The 17,368-nt window shown below is 71.5% G+C and carries 14 protein-coding genes; 12 read left to right on the plus strand and 2 right to left on the minus strand.

All coding sequences use genetic code 11. The annotated features are described in order from the left end of the window. Positions 1–176: 176 nt before the first annotated feature. Complete coding sequence (locus DFQ15_RS09045) at positions 177–2,483, plus strand: FdhF/YdeP family oxidoreductase (RefSeq protein ID WP_110465667.1); 2,307 nt, start codon at positions 177–179, stop codon at positions 2,481–2,483. 24 nt (positions 2,484–2,507) lie between these two features. Here DFQ15_RS09045 and DFQ15_RS09050 read toward each other — a convergent pair whose 3' ends face one another. Together DFQ15_RS09050 and DFQ15_RS09055 are read right to left on the minus strand one after the other, a co-directional pair. Then, positions 2,508–3,659 (minus strand): sensor histidine kinase, encoded by a 1,152-nt coding sequence (locus DFQ15_RS09050; RefSeq protein WP_110465668.1) that lies wholly within the window; start codon positions 3,657–3,659, stop codon positions 2,508–2,510. Then, positions 3,644–4,375, minus strand: coding sequence for a response regulator (locus DFQ15_RS09055; RefSeq protein ID WP_110465669.1), 732 nt, complete (start codon positions 4,373–4,375; stop codon positions 3,644–3,646). Before DFQ15_RS09055 ends, DFQ15_RS09050 begins: the two co-directional genes overlap by 16 nt. Positions 4,376–4,648: 273 nt before the next feature. On the opposite strand from DFQ15_RS09055, the gene DFQ15_RS09060 reads away from it, so the two are divergent. The 11 genes from DFQ15_RS09060 to DFQ15_RS09110 all read left to right on the plus strand — a co-directional run bounded on the left by DFQ15_RS09060 (position 4,649) and on the right by DFQ15_RS09110 (position 17,368). Then, complete coding sequence (locus DFQ15_RS09060; RefSeq protein WP_233504369.1) at positions 4,649–6,100, plus strand: TolC family protein; 1,452 nt, start codon at positions 4,649–4,651, stop codon at positions 6,098–6,100. Beyond that, entirely contained in the window at positions 6,097–7,236 is a 1,140-nt protein-coding gene (locus DFQ15_RS09065) for an ABC transporter permease (RefSeq protein WP_110465671.1), read from the plus strand. Before DFQ15_RS09060 ends, DFQ15_RS09065 begins: the two co-directional genes overlap by 4 nt. 5 nt (positions 7,237–7,241) lie before the next feature. Next, positions 7,242–8,048, plus strand: a complete 807-nt coding sequence (locus DFQ15_RS09070) for an ABC transporter ATP-binding protein (protein WP_233504371.1) — start codon at positions 7,242–7,244, stop codon at positions 8,046–8,048. Then, the gene (locus tag DFQ15_RS09075; RefSeq protein WP_110465672.1) at positions 8,045–9,001 is read left to right on the plus strand and encodes an HlyD family efflux transporter periplasmic adaptor subunit; all 957 of its coding nucleotides are present in this window, start codon (positions 8,045–8,047) and stop codon (positions 8,999–9,001) included. Before DFQ15_RS09070 ends, DFQ15_RS09075 begins: the two co-directional genes overlap by 4 nt. Before the next feature lie 257 nt (positions 9,002–9,258). Beyond that, positions 9,259–9,921 (plus strand): MtnX-like HAD-IB family phosphatase, encoded by a 663-nt coding sequence (locus tag DFQ15_RS09080; protein WP_110465704.1) that lies wholly within the window; start codon positions 9,259–9,261, stop codon positions 9,919–9,921. Further along, on the plus strand, positions 9,918–10,856 hold the full coding sequence (locus DFQ15_RS09085) for an alpha/beta hydrolase (RefSeq protein WP_110465673.1): 939 nt from the start codon (positions 9,918–9,920) through the stop codon (positions 10,854–10,856). Before DFQ15_RS09080 ends, DFQ15_RS09085 begins: the two co-directional genes overlap by 4 nt. Further along, complete coding sequence (locus DFQ15_RS09090) at positions 10,849–11,217, plus strand: EamA family transporter (protein WP_110465674.1); 369 nt, start codon at positions 10,849–10,851, stop codon at positions 11,215–11,217. Before DFQ15_RS09085 ends, DFQ15_RS09090 begins: the two co-directional genes overlap by 8 nt. A gap of 172 nt (positions 11,218–11,389) precedes the next feature. Then, positions 11,390–11,845, plus strand: coding sequence for a DMT family transporter (locus DFQ15_RS09095; RefSeq protein ID WP_110465675.1), 456 nt, complete (start codon positions 11,390–11,392; stop codon positions 11,843–11,845). Positions 11,846–12,050: 205 nt separating this feature from the next. Continuing rightward, complete coding sequence (locus tag DFQ15_RS09100; protein ID WP_110465676.1) at positions 12,051–13,271, plus strand: DegT/DnrJ/EryC1/StrS family aminotransferase; 1,221 nt, start codon at positions 12,051–12,053, stop codon at positions 13,269–13,271. A gap of 540 nt (positions 13,272–13,811) precedes the next feature. Continuing rightward, a complete protein-coding gene (gene wecB / locus DFQ15_RS09105; protein ID WP_110465677.1) occupies positions 13,812–15,014 on the plus strand; it encodes a non-hydrolyzing UDP-N-acetylglucosamine 2-epimerase in 1,203 nt (400 codons plus the stop codon). A 104-nt stretch (positions 15,015–15,118) separates the two neighbouring features. Continuing rightward, on the plus strand, positions 15,119–17,368 hold the full coding sequence (locus DFQ15_RS09110) for a hypothetical protein (RefSeq protein ID WP_146228707.1): 2,250 nt from the start codon (positions 15,119–15,121) through the stop codon (positions 17,366–17,368).

Here is a 17,368-nt window from a genome sequence, read left to right on the forward strand (position 1 = left end):
TTCGCCTACCCGGCAGCCGGCATAGCGCTGGCACTGCGGCGTTTCCATGTCGACGAGCGGGCCGCGCCACCACCGGTCGCCGCCAGCAATCGCCTTTGGCCGACAGCCCGAAGCGCAACAGATTGACAGCCGCAGTCGGGTGCGGACCGGCTAATCGGGGAAAGGACCAATACCCCATGACGAAGATTCCCGACGTGACGATAGAACCCTACGACAGCCCGGCCGGCGGCTGGGGATCGATGAAATCCCTGGCTGTGACGGCGGCGCGCTTCGGCGCGGTGCCGGCGATGCCGCTGCTCGCCAAGCAGAACAAGCCCGACGGCTATGCCTGCGTCAGCTGCGCCTGGGGCCGGCCGTCCAAGTCGCATCTGGCCGAGTTCTGCGAGAACGGTGCCAAGGCCACTTTTTCGGAACTGACCAGCAAGCGCATCGGTGCCGAGTTCTTCGCCGAGCACACGCTCACCGAACTGCGCAGCTGGCCCGACTACGAACTGGAGCTGCGCGGCCGCCTGACAGAGCCACTGCGCTACGACGCGGCCAGCGACCGCTACCTGCCGGTGCGCTGGGACGAGGCCTTCGCCGCCATCGGTGCCGAGCTGCAGGCGCTGGACCCGAAGTCGGTCGTGTTCTACGCCTCGGGCCGCGCCTCGCTCGAAACCTCCTACATGTACCAGCTGCTGGCGCGGCTCTACGGCTGCAACAACCTGCCCGACAGCTCCAACATGTGCCACGAGACCACCTCGGTGATGCTCAAGAAGACGATCGGCATGCCGGTCGGCTCGGTCCATGTATCGGACTTCGAGCACACCGACTGCATCTTCTTCTTCGGCCAGAACGTGGGCAGCAACAGCCCGCGCATGCTCCACCAGCTGCAGGAAGCGCGCAAGCGCGGCATCCAGATCGTGGTGTTCAACCCGCTTCGGGAGCGGGGACTGGAAGAGTTCGTCAATCCGCAGTCGCCGACCGAGATGCTGACCAACCGCGGCACCGCGATCGCCACCCAGTACCACCAGGTGCGGCCGGGCGGGGACATCGCGGCGATCGCCGGGCTGTCGAAAGCGCTGTTCGCCCTGGACGACACGGCGAAGGCCACCGGCAGCGTTCGGGTGCTCGACCAAGCGTTCCTCGACGCCCACACGCATGGCCTCGCCAATTTCGAGGCTTATGTCCGCGCGACCGAATGGTCCGCGATCGAGGCCGAATCGGGCCTGACCCGTGCCGCGCTGGAGAACGCCGCGCAGGTCTACGCCCATGCCGAAGCGGTGATCGGCGTCTATGGCATGGGACTGACCCAGCACAAGCGCGGCATAGACAACATCGGCATGCTGGTCAACCTTATGCTGTTGCGCGGCAATGTCGGCAAGGCGGGCGCCGGGCTGTGCCCGGTGCGCGGCCATTCCAACGTGCAGGGCCAGCGCACCGTCGGCATCGCCGAGAAGCCCGAACTGGTGCCGCTCGACAAGCTCGCCGCGCAATACGGCTTCTCGCCGCCGCGCGACCTCGGCCTGAGCACCGTCGACGCTTGCATGGGCATGATCGACGGATCGGTGCGCGCCTTCATCGGCCTGGGCGGCAACTTCGTGCGGGCGGTGCCCGACCACAACCGAATGGAGCCGGCCTGGGGGCGTATGCGGCTGACGGTGCAGATCGCCACCAAGCTCAACCGCAGCCACCTGCTGCACGGCAGCTTGGCCTACCTGCTGCCCTGCCTGGGCCGGATCGAGATCGACACCCAGGCCAGCGGCGTGCAGACGCTCAGCACCGAGGACAGCACCGGTTGGTTCCATGCCTCGCGCGGCCACCATGCGCCGGCCTCGGAGCAGTTGCTGTCGGAGGCGCGCATCGTCGCCGGCATCGCCCAGGCCACGCTGCCGCACAACCCGCGGATCGACTGGGACCACTGGTGTGCCGACTACGCGCGCGTGCGCGACGCCATCGCCGAGACCTTCCCGGAGATATTCCACGACTTCAACAAGCGGCTCGCCGCGCCCGCAGGCTTCCACCGCCCGTTGCCGGCCCGCGAGCGCATCTGGAAGACCGAATCGAAGAAGGCCGAATTCACGGTTCCGGAACAGCTCAGCGCCGCTTTCCCCGGCGATGGCGGCAAGGATGTCTTCCGGCTGATGACCCTGCGCAGCAACGACCAGTTCAATACCACGGTGTACGGCTACAGCGACCGGTTCCGCGGCGTCGAAGGCACTCGCATGGTGGTGTTCATGCATGCCGACGACATCGCTGCGCACGGCCTCCAGGCCGGCGACGTGGTGGGCATGGAATGCGCGGCGAACGACGAGGTGTCGCGCGCGGTGCAGGGATTCACCGTCGTGCCCTACGACATTCCCCGGGGCAGCCTGGGCGCCTATTATCCCGAGTGCAACCCGCTCATTCCGCTGTGGCAGCACGCCGACGAGAGCAAGGTGCCGGCAGCGAAGTCGGTGCCGGTACGGCTGACGAAACATTCGCCGACTGCCGCTGCCGTTTGAATTCCGCGGCGCGCGGCCTTTCGTTCAGGCGTGCATATTCAGCGGCAGCCGCACGGTGAAGCAGGTGCCGCCCCGCGCGGAGGTACCGGCCTCGACCGTGCCGCCCTGCAGCATCACCAGCATATGCACGATCGACAGGCCCAGGCCGGTACCGTCGGAACCGGCCTGTGGCGGCCGCTGGAACCGCTGGAACAGGTTGCGTAGCACCGTCTCGGGCAGGCCGGGGCCGTCGTCGCTGACGGTCACGACCGCGTGGCCCCGGTCGAGCGCCACTCCCAGCGCCAGCCAGCCGCCATCGGCCGCATGCCGCAGAGCGTTCTCGACCAGGTTGGTCATCACCTGGCGCATCCGGTCCGGGTCGAGCCGAATGTCGAGCCGGTCCACCGCCGTGTGCAGTTCGGCCTGGATGCCGTGGTCCGCGATATGGGCGGCGTGCATCGCCAGCACGTCGTCCAGCAGCTGCACCAGGTCGACCGCCTCGTCGTGCATCGAGAGGCGGCCGGCGTCCGCCACCGACAGGGTGTGCAGGTCGCCGACCAGCCGCGCCAGGTGCTCCACCTGCTGCAGCAGCTTGCGGTTCTCGGCCGCGTCCGACGGAATCAAGCCGTCGCAGATCGCGTGCAGCCGCGCGCGCAGCACCGCCAGCGGGGTGCGCAACTCGTGCGACATCGCGGCGGCGGTGGCCTTGCGCTCGCGTTCCAGCGCTTCCAGCGCATCGGTCATGCGGTTGAAGTCGCGCACCATGTCGCTCATCTCGCCGCCGTGCTTGCCCGCCTCGGCCCGCACCGCCAGGTCGCCCTGGGCAATGCGCCGCGCCGCCTCCGCGACCGAGGCGACCGGCAGCGTCACGATGCGCGACACCCACAGCCCGCCGATCAGCCCGAACGGCAGGCACACCGCCAGCCCGATCACCAGCGACCACTTCTCGCCGAAGAGCAGGTCGCCCTTGCGGTACTGGCCGTAGATTTCCACCGCGCGGGGGCTGTCCTCCAGGTCCTGGTCGTTCAGCGCGTCCAGTTCGTGCTGCACGCCCGAGGGCAGCGTGCGGTAGAAGCTGCGGTACTGGTACTCGGCGATCGCGAAGGCGCTGGCGCCCAGGATGCCCACCGTGACCAGCACCGTGGCCGCGATGATCAACCCGAAGCGGATCCAGATGCGGTCTAGTCCCCGGGCCATAGCCGGTAGCCGATGCCGCGCACCGTCTCGATGAGTTCGCCGTTGCCCGCGTTGTGCAGCTTGCGCCGCAGCTTGGAGAGGTGCGAGTCGATCACCCGGTCGAGCGCGTCGCTCTCGGGCAGGCAGGTCTCGATCAGGTGGCTGCGCGAAAAGCAGCGCCGCGGCTGGCTGGCCAGGCAGGCCAGCAGCCGGAACTCGGTCAGCGTCAGCGGCAGAAGCGATGTCCTGCCGTCGGGCGTGGTACTGCGGGCGGTGTGCGATTCCTCGTCGATCTCGATGCCGCCGGCGCGGATGGTGCGGGCCGCCGCCGGCGCCGCCGGCTTGGGTGCGGCACCGGTACGCCGCAGCACCGCCCGCACCCGGGCCACCACCTCGGCCGGGCTGTAGGGCTTGACCACGTAGTCGTCGGCGCCCAGGCGCAGGGCCAGCAGCTTGTCGACGTCGTCGGCCAGCGCGGTGACCATGATCACCGGAGTGTTGCCGTCGGCGCGAATGTTCTTCAGCACGTCCACCCCGTCAAGGCCGGGCAGGTGGATGTCGAGCAGCACCAGATCGGGTGCCAGCTCGCGGAACGCGGCCAGCGCCTCCAGGCCGTCGGCCACCAGGTGGGTGCGCATGCCGTCGCGCTGCAGGTACGCGTTCAGGATGTCGGCGATGCCGGGCTCGTCTTCCACCACCAGCACCAGCGGGCCGGGGGGGCGTACAACACTGTTCATGGCTTGTTGGGAGGGTGGTGCGGGGCCCACGGGCGGAGGCGGCGAGGTACGGATTATGGTCGCGGCGCCCTCGGCACACCTTTCCATGGCCATGTCCTCGAGAGGCGGGGTCGCATGCGACGCGCCTTCCGGGTCGGTGATGTCTCCATGTTTTCTCCACAAAACATGCACGGCCGCGCAAGGCGCTCCCGGCCCAATCCCGACTGGCCCGAACGCCCTCGCACGCGGCCTGCCCTGTGCCGCCGCCCGGCGATGTTTCCTCTCCACCCGCACGTGCCCCGTCCCTCCTCGCCACGTCCCTCGCTCCACCGTCCGGCCTCGCTGCTGGCGCTGTGCGCCGGGCTGGCCGGATGCGCCGCGCCTGCGCTGCCCAGCTTGCACGCTCCGCTGCCGGCCGCCTTCACACCCCTCGCAGCAGCCGTACTGCCACCGGGCGCGCCGGTGCCCGATCCGCAGTCCTGGTGGAAAACGCTGGCCGACCCGCAGCTCGATGCGCTGGTCGCCGAGGCCCTGCGGCAGAACCTGACCCTGGCGCAGGCCCGCAGCCGCTGGACCCAGGCCCGTCTGTTGCAGCGGCGCGACGACAGGCAGTACCTGCCCGTGGCCAGCGCCGGCACCCGCCCGGTGCAGGACGTGACGGCCTCCGATTCCTACCTGCACGCCAGCCTGGACCTGTCGTGGGAACTGGGCCTCTTCGGCGCCCACGAGAGCGTCGGCCGCATCGCGCAGGCCCGCCTCGACGCCGCCGCGGGAGCCGAGCAGGCGGCCCGCGTCGCCCTGGTCGCCGACGTGGTGCGGCGCTATGTCGAACTGCGCGCGGCCCAGCGTCAGGTGGCGCTGCTGGACGCCCTGCAGGCGCTCGACGGCCGCAGCATCGAGATGGCCGCGGTGCGCCAGCGCTACCGCCTGGGCACGGCCGACGAAGCCGCCCAGGCGCGCTTGCGGCAGCTGCAGGCCGAAGCCCAGCGCACCCAGCCGGCCCTGGCCGCCGCCCAGGCCGTGCGCGCCCTGGCGGTGCTGGTCGGACGCACCGAGCCCGACCCGGCCTGGAGCGCGCCCGCCGCGCCGCCGGCCCTGGGCGCGTTCGGCTTCGGCGGCGTGCCCGCCGACCTGCTGCGCGCCCGGCCCGACATCCGCGCCGCCGAAGCCGCGGTGCTGAAGGCCGCCGGCGAACAGGGCCTGGCCCAGTCCGACCTGTATCCGCACCTGGCCCTGGGCGCCTCGCTGCTCTACTCCTACAACCTGACACAGTACCGCCGCAACACCGCCGACAACGTGCCCGGCATCGGCCCGGCGATCGACATTCCGCTGTTCGACTGGGGCCGTCGCCGCGCCCTGGCCGATGCCCGGCAGGAGGCGCTGCAGGAAGCGCTGCTGGCCTACCGCCAGGCGGTGCTCGAAGGCGTGGCCGATACCGAATCCGCCTTGGCCGCGCTCGACCAGCAGGCCCTGCGCGAAGCCCGGCTGCGCGAGGCCCGCACGGTGCAGGAGCAGCGGGCCGGCCAGCGTGCCACCCTGCGCCGGCTGGGCCTGGCCAGCGACTACGAACAGCTGGCCGACCAGCGCACCGCGCTGCAGGCAGACCTCGACGTCGCCGACGCCCAGGCCGCCCACGTGCTGGCCTTCGTCGGCCTGTACAAGGCGCTCGGCGGCGCGCCGATGCCCGCCCCGGAGGCCGCGGCCGCCGGCGCCCCTTCCGCCACCCTGGCCCAGGTGCGCCCATGATCCCGCTCGCTCGCAAGACACTGGTCCACGAATGGCGCCGCTTCGTGCCCGCCGTGTTCGCGGTCGGCTTCTCCGGCGTGCTGCTGGTGGTGCAGGCCGCGCTGGTGATGGGCATCTTCGGCAGCGCGGCGATCTACGTCACCGCTTCCACCGCCGACCTGTGGGCCGGCTACCCGGGCACGCAAAGCGTCAATTACGGCCGCGCCGTGCGCCCCGACGTCGAGATGCGGCTGCGCATGGACCCGGCCGTCGCCGATGTCGAGCCCTTCCTCTGGGTCGACGGCGACTGGCACGACGCGGGCAATGCGGGCGGCGGCGTCTCGGTGTACGTCTCGGGCATCCGCACCGCGGCCGACGGCCTGATGTTCTCGCGGGTGCTGCCGTCCGCCCTGCGCCGGCGCCTGGCCGAGCCCGGCACCGTGGTGGTCGACCGGGCCGACCTGGCCACCCTGGGCGTGCAGCCCGGCGGCCAGGGCTGGATCAACGGCCGCAAGGTGCGGGTGATCGAGGCGGTGCCCGACCTGCGCGCCCTCGGCGGCGTGAACATGATCGCCTCGCTGGAAACCGCCCGGATGCTGGGCGGCGACCTGCCGGCCGGCGCCACCTACTACGTGGCGCGGCTGTCCGATCCGACCCAGGCAGCCACGGTGCGCGACCGCCTCAACCGGGCCGCCAACGCCGCCGCCTTCGGCCCGTCGGAGATCTGGACCTCGGCCCAGTTCGCCCGCCGTTCGCAGATGCATTGGGTGCTCGACACCGGCGCCGGCGTGGCGGTGCTGTTCATGGCGCTGATCGTCTGCCTGGTGGGCGCGGTGATCACCAGCCAGTCGCTCACCGCCGTCGTCGCCGGATCGGCCCGGGAGTACGCGGTGCTCAACGCGCTGGGTGCGAGCCGCTTCGCCCTCTCGCGGGTGGTGATGGAGCAGGCCTGCTGGATCGGCGGCCTGGGCCTGTTGCTGGCCGCCAGCATCAGCAGCGCGCTGCTGGCCGTGGCCGCCGGGCAGGACGTGCCGGTGGCGATGACGCCGAAGGTGTCGGCCCTCTGTGCCGTGCTGGTGGGCTGCCTGGCGCTGTTCTCGGGCCTGGCCTCGATCCGCGGCCTGCTGCGGGCCGATCCCGCGGTGCTGCTGCGGTGACGACCATGCGGCGCCACCCACACGCCCCCGCGCTGTCCGCCACCACCGCGGGTGCCGCCGCGGCCATGCCGCCGGCGCCCAGCCTGGAGGCGTCGCTGCTCGCCAAATCCTTCGTCTCCGGCGTGGTGCGGGTGCAGGTGCTGCAGTCGCTGTCGGTGGCGATCTATCCCGGCGAACTCACCCTCATCTCGGGCCCCTCGGGCTGCGGCAAGAGCACGCTGCTGTCGCTGCTCTCGGGCCTGCAGACGCCCGACGGCGGCAAGGTGCGCGCCCTGGGCGAAGACCTGGGCACCATGGGCAAGCGGGCGCTGGAGCGGTTCCGGCTGCGCCACACCGGCTTCGTGTTCCAGGGCTTCAACCTGTTCCCGGCGCTCACCGCGCAGGAGCAAGTGGCCCTGCCCCTCGGCTACCTGGGCATGGGCCGCCGCGCCGCCGCCCGGCGCGCGCTGGAGGTGCTCGACGAGGTGGGCATGACCCACCGCGCCACGATGCGGCCGGCCGAACTCTCCGGCGGCGAGAAGCAGCGGGTGGCGATCGCCCGCGCCCTGGCCAAGGAGCCGCGGCTGCTGTTCGCCGACGAGCCCACCAGCGCGCTGGACGCCGAGAACGGCCAGCGGGTGATCGACATCCTGCACCGCATCGCCAGGTCGCACGGCACCACCGTGCTGTGCGTCAGCCACGACCCGCGCGCGGTGCGCCACGCCGACCGGGTGCTGTCGATGGAAGACGGCGCGATCCTCAACGACTGGCAGGCGGCCGATGCGGCCGCCCCGGCGCCGCATGCGGCCGCCCCCAAGGAAGCCACCGCATGACCTTTCTTCGCCGGCCGCGCCGGACTTCCGCAGGCACGGGCGCAGGCCTCGCGCTCTGCGCCACCGCCGTGCTGCCGCTGTTGCTGGCCGGCTGCCCGGCCGACAACGGCCGCCCCGCCGGCAACGGCACCGCCGGCGTCGCGTCCGTCGCGGCCGCGGCCCCGGCCGGCGTGGTGGCGATCGCACGCGGCAAGGTCGAGGTGCAGGGAGGCCTGCTGGAGGTGATGGCGCCGCAGGACGGCACCGTCGAATCGGTGGCCGTGGCCGAGGGCGACACCGTGCGCCGCGGCCAGGTGCTCCTGCGCCTGCAGTCCGACACCGCCCGCGCCGACGTGGCCCTGGCCGAGGCCGAACTGGCCGCCGCCCAGGCCCGCCAGCGTGCCCAGGCCGCCCGGGTGCAGCCCGCACGCCAGCGGGCCGACCGGCTCGGCGCGGCCGCCCGTGCCGGCGCGCTGGACAGCCAGCAGGCCGACGACGCAGCGCAAGCCCAGCGCGAGGCCGCATCGGCCGCCGCCGTCGCCGCGGCCGATGTTCAGGTCGCCGCTCAGAAGCTGGCCGAGGCCCGGCTGCATGCCGCCCGCCTGACGCTGCTCGCGCCGCAGGACGGCGCCGTGGTTCGGCTGCTGGCCCAGGCCGGCAGTGCCCTGTCGGCCCAGGGCGCGCGGCCCGTGCTGGTGCTGCTGCCGCAGAAGCCGCTGCTGGTGCGGGCCGAACTCAACGAGAGCTTCGCCTCGGTGGTCAAGCCCGGCATGCGGGCCACCGTGACGATCGACGCCGGCACCGCGCTGCCGGCGGCCAAGGTGCTGCGTGTCGGCACCGTCTACGGGCCGAGCCGCATCGACGAGGAATCGCCCCCGCGCATCGGCGTGCGGGTGGTCGACTGTTTCATCGCCTTCGACCAGGTCCCCGACCTGCGCGTGGGGCAAGACGTAAGGGTGAGTTTCCATGACTGAAAAAATGGAGCTGCACCCCCGAAGCGCCTTTGGCGCCTCCCCCTTCAGGGGGCGAACCCGGCGGCCCGGCAAAGCCGGCTCCACGGGTTCCCTGGTATCGGGTTGTGCCGGCATCAGGCCCTGCGCGTTCAACAACAACATGCTGAAGAATTGATATGCATCCGACCCCCATGCTCAGCCGTCCCGCATCGCACGCACACCGCACCATCGCCCTGCAGCGCGCGCCGCGCGCGTCGGCCCCCACCGGCTACGGCTGGATGGTGCAGAGCGACTTCGACGGCACCATCAGCCTGGAGGACGTGACCGACTCGCTGCTCCAGCGCTTCGGCCAGCCCGGCTGGCAGGCGTTGGAAGACGCCTGGGAGCGCGGCGAGATCGGCAGCCGCGCCTGCATGCAGGGCCAGATCGCGCTGCTCGACATGAGCGTCGGCGAGCTGCAGGCCCACCTGGCCACGATCGCGATCGACCCGCATTTCCCGGCATTCGTGCAGGAGGCGCGCCGCCTCGGCATGCCGGTGCAGGTGGTGAGCGACGGCCTCGACCATGTGATCCGCACCGTGCTGGAACTCAACGGCCTGGGCGACCTGCCGGTGATCGCCAACCGGCTGGTGCAGACCGGCCCGCGCAGCTGGGCATTGGAATCGCCCTACGCCAGCGACCGCTGCGCGCGGGCCAGCGGCAACTGCAAGTGCGAGCGCCTGGCCGAGCAGCGGGCGGTGCACGGCAGGGTGCTGTACGTGGGCGACAGCACCTCCGACTACTGCGTCTCGGGCAAGGCCGACTTCGTGCTGGCCAAGTACAAGCTGATCGACTACTGCCAGTCGCACGGCATCGCGCATGCGCCCTTCTGCACCTTCGACGAAGCCACCGTGCTGATGGCCCGGGTGGTGCGGCAGGAACCGCAACGCGCCGCCGCATGAGCGTGCCGTACCCGCCGCCGACCGCGGCCATGATCGAGCCGCTCTGCGTCACGCCCCACGAGTTCCTGCTGGAAGGCCGTGGCGCGAACGCCCGCACCGGCGTGCTGCTGGTGCACGGCCTGACCGGCACGCCCAACGAGATGCGGGTGCTGGCCAAGGGCCTGCACAAGCAGGGCTTCACCGTCTACGCGGTGCAGCTGGCCGGCCATTGCGGCACCCAGGACGACCTGCTCTCCACCCGCTGGCAGGACTGGTACGCCAGCGTCGAGGCCGGCGCCGACCGGCTGCTGCCCCATGTCGACCGACTGGTGGCGGGCGGCCTGTCGATGGGCGCTGTGCTCTCGCTGGCGCTGGCGCAGCGGCGGCCGCAGCAGATCGCCGGCGTCTGCGCGCTGTCCACCATTTTCCGGTACGACGGCTGGAGCATGCCGTTCTACACCCGGCTGGGGTTTCTGCTGCCGCTGCTCAAGGCGCTGGGCATCGGCCGCCATCGGCTGTTCATGGAGCAACCGCCTTTCGGCATCAAGGACGAAGCCTTACGCGGACGCGTCGTGTCGCAGATGCGGTCGGGCGACAGTGCCGCGGCCGGCCTGCCGGGTAATCCGTGGTGGTCGATCATCGAAATGCGGCGCCTCTCGGCCCATGTGCTGCAACGCCTGAGGGACGTGCGCGCGCCCTGTCTGGTGATCCATGCCCGCGAGGACGACGTGTCGACCCCGTCGAACGCCGAGGACATCGTACGCGGCGTGACGCATGCGCCGGTCGAGCTGGTCATGCTCGACAACAGCTACCACATGATCACCATCGACCGCGACCGCCGCACCGTGATCGCCCGCACCGCCGACTTCGTGCAGCGGATCGCGCAGGGCGACGTCGGCGCCCGCGCCACGCCGGCCGGACCGGCCCCGCTGCAGAAGGCCCCGGCGCGTGGCTAGCGACCTCTCGCCGCTGGTCGTCGTGCTGTGGGTGCTGAACGTGCTGGTCGACAGCGGCGGCCAGCTGGCCTTCAAGGCCGCCGCCGGCGACCCGCGCGCGGGCGACGGCCTGAACCGCTGGAAGTGGATGGCGCGCCGGCCCTGGCTCTGGATCGGCATCGGCTGCTACGTAGCAGAGTTCCTGCTGTGGCTGGCCTTCCTGTCGCTGGTGCCGCTGTCGGAGGGCGTGCTGCTCGGCTCGATCAACATCGTGGCGATCATGGTCGCCGGCCGCTTCCTGTTCGCGGAGAAACTGTCGCGAATGCGGGTGGCCGGCATCCTGCTGGTCTCCATCGGCGTCGCCGTCGTGGGTGTCCACTAGTGCCCCCCCAGGCTTCGCGCTGCGCGTCTTCGCCAACCCCCTCGCCGGGGGCGAACCCGGCGGGCCGGCAGAGCCGTACCCGTGGGTTCTCTGGAGGGGTACGTCGCGCACCGCAGAGCGTAGGCCCCGCGCCGAAGCAGCCGCCCGGGTCGCGTTGCAAGGAAGGTTGTCGATGAAACGGTTCTACCTTGTCGGTTTCCTGGTGCTGATGGCGTTCGACACGCTGGCGCAGATCAGCTTCAAGTACGCCGGGGCGCAGGCGCTGCCGCTGGAGTTCAGCAGCGCCTGGCTGGCGCGGGTCTTCGGCCAGCCGTGGATCTACGGCGCGTTCGTCGGGTACGTCGGCGCGTTCTTCGCCTGGATGACGCTGCTCAAGCACGCGCCTATCGGGCCGGCCTTCGCGGCGTCGCATCTGGAGATCGTGTCGGTGCTGGCGCTGTCGGTGTGGCTGTTCGACGAGAAGATCGGCGCGGCACAGATCGTCGGCGGCCTGTTCATCGTGGCGGGCATCGTCTGCCTGGCCCTGAGCGAGACCGAGGACGATGCGCCGGGCGGCAATCCCGGTGCGGGCGCGGCGAGTGCCGGAGCGGCGACGCTCGTGCATCCGCCGGGCGGCGAAGCGGCTTGAGCGCGGCAACCGGCCCTCGCAACCGAATTTTGGTAAATAGTGCCTGTAGCCGGCTTTATGCGCCGGCCACGAGCTATTATTTTGATAGCAAGACTGTCGAAGGTCTTTCCAGCAATTGCGACCCCGGCCCCCGGTGCCGTGCCGCGTTCCAACCTCGCCTTCCGTAGCCGCCCGGTTTCCCTCTTCTTCACCCCCATCCTCGACCATGCGCTTCGACGTCCCGCCCACCGCCGGCCTGCCGCTGCAGGCCGCCGACCTGCTGCCGGGCGGCGACGACGACCTGGAGGCGGCGCTCGCCCGCTTCCTGGGCGCGGAGCGGGCGCAGCTCGAATGCTCCGGCACCGCAGCGCTGGTGGTCGCGCTGACGGTCCTGCGCGAGTGCTCGCCCGGCCGCACCGAGGTGGTGGTGCCCGGCTACACCTGCCCGCTGGTCGCGCTGGCCGTGGCGCACTGCGGCCTGCGGCTGCGCCTGTGCGACCTGCGGCCCGCATCGCTCGACCTGTGCCCCGACGCCCTCGCCGCCCTTTGCGGCCCGCGCACCCTGGCCGTGCTGCCGACCCACCTTGCCGGCCGCGTGGCCGACGTCGGCCCGGCCCTGGCGATCGCGCATGCGGCAGGCGCCTGGGTGATCGAAGACGCGGCCCAGGCCCTCGGCGCGCGCAGCGGGGGGCGTCCGGTGGGGCTGTGGGGCGACATCGGCTTCTACAGCCTGGCCGTCGGAAAGGGCCTGACGATCTTCGAGGGCGGCGTGCTGGTCGCCCGCGACCCGGCCATGCGCGACGCCTGCCGCGCCGCGAGCCGCGCGACCGTCCCTGCGCGTCCGGGTTGGGAGCTGCGCCGCAGCGTCGAACTGCTCGGCTACGCCGCCCTCTACCGCCCTGCCGGCCTGCGCTGGGCCTATGGCGCGCCGCTGCGCCGCGCCCTGGCCCGCGGCGACTGGGTAGAGGCCGCAGGCGACGATTTCGAAGACCGTATCCCCCTGCACCGCCCCGGCCGCTGGCGCCGGGCCGTGGGTGTGCGGGCCCTGGCACGGCTGAACGCCTTCCTGGCCGACGGCACCGCCCGTGCCACCGCACGGCGCGCGCGACTGGCAACCCTCCCCGGCATCACCGTGCTGGCCGACAGCCCCACCGCCCCCGACGCCCACGGCACCTGGCCGGCGATCTGGCTGCTGCTGCCCACGCCGGCGGCGCGCGATGCGGTGTTGCGCCGGCACTGGGGCGCCGGCTGCGGTCTGGCCCTGCCCTTCGTCCACGCGCTGCCCGACTACCCGCGGTATATCCACGCCGTGCCGCGCGCCGGTCCGCAGGAACTGCCCCATGCGCGGGACATCGCGGCACGTGTGCTGTCGGTGAGCAACAGCGCGTGGCTGGACGAGGCGCGGTTCGACCAGGCGTCGGCCGCGCTGGCGCAGGCGTGCCGATAGCCGCGGTCTTTTCGTCGATGCTATATTTTTGATAGCTACAAGTCGGAGTCGAATGCCGACGATGGCTATCGGGGCCTCGTATTTTTCCGCCCTGCACGGTGCAACGCTGTCAGGGCGGAAGCGCCGGGTGGCCCCCGCGGCGAAACGAGGGAGAAGCCGGACGCGGGGACATTCGCCCAGGGGTCATCCGGCGCTCACGGCCCCGGGCGCCACGGATGACCGCCCCTCACCACCGCCGGCCCGGACCGCCTCGCAGAGCCCCGGGCTCCTGCTCTGCGCAGCGGCGTTCCGAGACCGCAGCTTGTAGGCACAGACGCCGAAACGCGCATGGAAATTTTTCCATTTGCTATGAAAAGCATAGCTTCATGTCTTTGTCCTGCTTCGATTTCAGCTATTTTTATTTTGCAAAAATATATAACCGGATGGAAATATTTTGATGCGTGTAGGTCGGGGTTCGGCCGCCATCCTGGGTGCCATCCGCTCACGCAGCGGCCTTCTGCAGGGTAGGACGCCCCACGAAGCCACGACCGCAGGACTCCCGTGAAAATTCTCTCGATTTTCGGCACCCGTCCCGAGGCGATCAAGATGTGCCCCTTGGTGGCGGCGTTGGCGCAGGCGCCGGGTATGCGTTCGGTCGTTTGCACCACCGGCCAGCATCGCAGCATGCTCGAACAGGTCATGGACACTTTCGGCGTCCACAGCGACCACCCGCTCGACGTGATGCAGCCCGGCCAGAGTCTCAACGCGATGATGGCCCGGCTGCTCATGGCGCTCGACCCGATACTGGAGTCCGTCCGTCCCGACCGGGTGCTGGTGCACGGCGACACCACCACCGCGCTGGCCGGCGCGCTGGTGGCATTCCAGCGGCGAGTCCCGATCGGCCATGTAGAGGCCGGGCTGCGCACAGGCGACTTGGCCGCGCCCTTTCCCGAAGAGATGAACCGCCGGGTGGTCGACAGCATGTCCGACCTGATGTTCGCGCCGACCGAAGGCGCAAGCCTCCACCTGTTGGCCGAAGGCCTGACGGGCCGCATCGTGGTGACCGGCAACACCGTGATCGACGCACTGCAGCACGCCGCGCGCCGGATCGACGGTGACGCGGCCTTGCGCGCCGAACTCGACCGGCCGTTCGGCTTCCTGCATCCGGCGCGGCGCCTGGTGCTGGTCACCGGCCATCGGCGCGAGAATTTCGGCGAGGGTTTCGCCCGGATCTGCGAGGCGCTGGACACGCTCTCTGCACGCCGCGAAGACATCGACATCGTCTACCCGGTGCATCTCAATCCGCAGGTCGACGGCCCGGTGCGCGAGGCGCTCGGACGGTCGCCGCGCATCCACCTGATCGCGCCGCAGTCCTACCTGCCCTTCGTGCGGCTGATGCAACGGGCCCACCTGGTGCTGACCGATTCGGGCGGCGTCCAGGAAGAGGCGCCCGCCCTCGGCAAGCCGGTGCTGGTGATGCGCGACGTGACCGAGCGGCCCGAGGCGGTCGCGGCGGGCACCGCGCACCTGGTGGGTACGCACCCGGGCCGCATCGTCGCCGCGGTGGACGCGCTGCTCGACGATCCGGCGCTGCACCACGGCTTTTCCCGGGTGCGCAACCCTTACGGCGACGGCCGGGCCTGCGTGCGTATCGTGGCGGCCCTGCAGGGGAGGCCGGTCGAGCCGTTTCCGCCGCCGTCCGGCCGCGACGCGCCCGGGCCGGTCCCGGCATCGACCGAAGCGGAGCTGCAATGCCCCGCCTGATCGCCGGCGGCCCCCGCACCGCAGCCATGCCGTCGTGCCCGGCCGCTGCCGACGCCTGCTTTTTTTCTTCCATCTTTCCTTTGGCGGCCCAGCGCCGGACCCGCATGTCCACTACCTTTCTGTCCGGTCGGGTGGCGCGCCTCGCCGCTGCCGCCCTGTGCACCGTCCTCCTGCCGACCCTGGCCGCGGCGGCGCCGGCCGACGTGTTCCGGCAGTGGGCGGCCGAGCCCTGGCTCGAGCGGCAGATCACGCTCGACGAACTGGGCTTCCAGGCCCCGATCACGCTGCAGGGCAGCGAAAGCGACAGCCGACGCGAGTTCTTCCTGCCGGTGCCGGCGGGCCTTGCGCTGCAGGGCGCGACGCTGCAACTCGACGCGGACTACCTGCGCGGCGACGGCGGCCGATCGGTGTTCGTGCTGTCGCTCGACGGCTATCCGGTCTCGTCGCGCCGCTTCACCGACGACCGGGGCGACGCGAGCCTGTCCATCGGCGTCGATGCCGCCGCGCGCAGCAACGGCTTCGTGCGGGTCGGCGCCAGCTGGAATTCGACCATCTCCGACGTGGTGTGCGCCGACCAGCGTGCGCCCGGCAACGTGCTGCGCATCCTGCCCACCACCCGCCTGCGCTACCGAATCGACCGCAGCCGCCTGTCGAGCCTGGCGACGGTCTGGAGCACGCTGCCGCCGCGGCCGGTACTGATGGTGGCCGGCCGCAACCTGTCGCTGCCGGCCTACGACGCCGCCTGGCGCATCGGCCTGGCGCTGGAACGTGCCGGCAAGCGGGTGCAGGTGCGCGCCCTGCCGTCGGTGGGCGATGCGATCGAGGTCACGGCCGACATGGTGCCGCCCGATCTGCGCGGCCTGCCGGCCTTCGGCGCACTGGCGGGCACCGGCGCCGTCGGCGCGGCACCGCGCAGCCACCGCATCGGCGATGCGGCCGAACTCGGCGCATTGCTGGCGATGGGCGCCCGCGGCCCGCTGCGGGCCGACGTGGCGGTGGCCGATCCGGCCCTCGGCACCGCGGTGAACGGTGCGCTCGATGCGCTGGCCGCGCAGATGGCGTCCGATCCCGCCGCCGTGGCTGCTTTCGCGCAATGGCGTAGCGCCGCTTTCGGCCTGGCGACCCAGCCGGTCGCCAGCGGCGAGGCGACGCTGCGCACCTGGGGCGGTGCGCCGGTCGTGGCGATCGCCGCCGATGCCGGCGCGCAGGCCGCCCTGCTGTTCGACAGTTTGTGGAAACCGGTGGCCGGCGGCAGCTCCATCGCGCCTGCCGCCATCGCCCGGCCCAGGCCCGACGACCGCATCCTGCTGTCGCAACTCGGCGGCAAGCCGGGCTCGATCGACGTGGGCAACCGCAGCGACTGGACCGCCACCTTCGGCATCGAGGACGTGGCCGGAGACGGCTGCGGACCCCGCGCCCTGGTGTTCGACCTGTCGGCCACGCCCGACAGCAGCGGCGCCGGCCCGGTGGCGTCCATCTACCTCAACGACTATCTGCTGTCGGCCCAGACCCTCACACCCGACGGCAAGCCCCAGCGCCTGCGTGCCGCGGTGCCCCAGCACATGCTGGCACCGCGCAACGTGGTGCGGGTGACCTTCCTGCGCCAGCTCACCAAACCGCGCTGCCACGACCAGCAGACCGCCTATCCGGTCGGCGTGCTGCCGACCAGTCACGTGGAACTGGGCAAGGTGGCGGCGGGCGACGATTTCGCCGGAATCGCGCGTCGGTTCGCCGACGGAGGCGAAGTGCTGCTGCCCGCCGCCTGGCTTGCCGATGCCGAGCGCAGCCTGCCGCGGACCATCCGGCTGGCCGATACGGCCGGCGTGTCTTTGGCTGGCACCAGCCTGACCGTGGTCGCCGCCGACGCCGTGGCGAAACCGGTGGCGCCCGCCGCCACCTTCCTCGCGCTGGACCTGCCGGTGGACAAGGGCACCGCCCGCATCGACCCGTCGAAGGGCAGGATGGAACTGGTCAACGGCAAGACGCCGCTGATCGACGTGGCGCGCCTGGCGGGCGTGGGCGTGCTCGACGTCGCCGAGTCGGGCGGCCAGCACGGCATCGTGTGGCGCCCCCTCGGACCCGACGTGGCGGTGCCGCTGCGGCCGGTGCAACTGGGCCGCGGCGACGTCGCGCTGTTGAACGCGAGCGGCGTGACGCTGGAGATCGACAGCCGCGATCCGCGCGGCGCGCAGCTGGCCGACAACGCCAATCCGGAATCGGTGCTGATGCGGTATGCCGGCTGGTGGATCGCCCTGATCGCGTTGCTGCTTCTGGTGCTGCTGGCCGCGCGCATCGCCCAGGTACGCAAGCAGCGCCGGGCCCGCCCGGCCGCCTCCGCCGCGGGCCCGGTGTGA

The organism is Xylophilus ampelinus, from assembly GCF_003217575.1.
In the GTDB taxonomy this organism is placed as follows: domain Bacteria; phylum Pseudomonadota; class Gammaproteobacteria; order Burkholderiales; family Burkholderiaceae_C; genus Xylophilus; species Xylophilus ampelinus.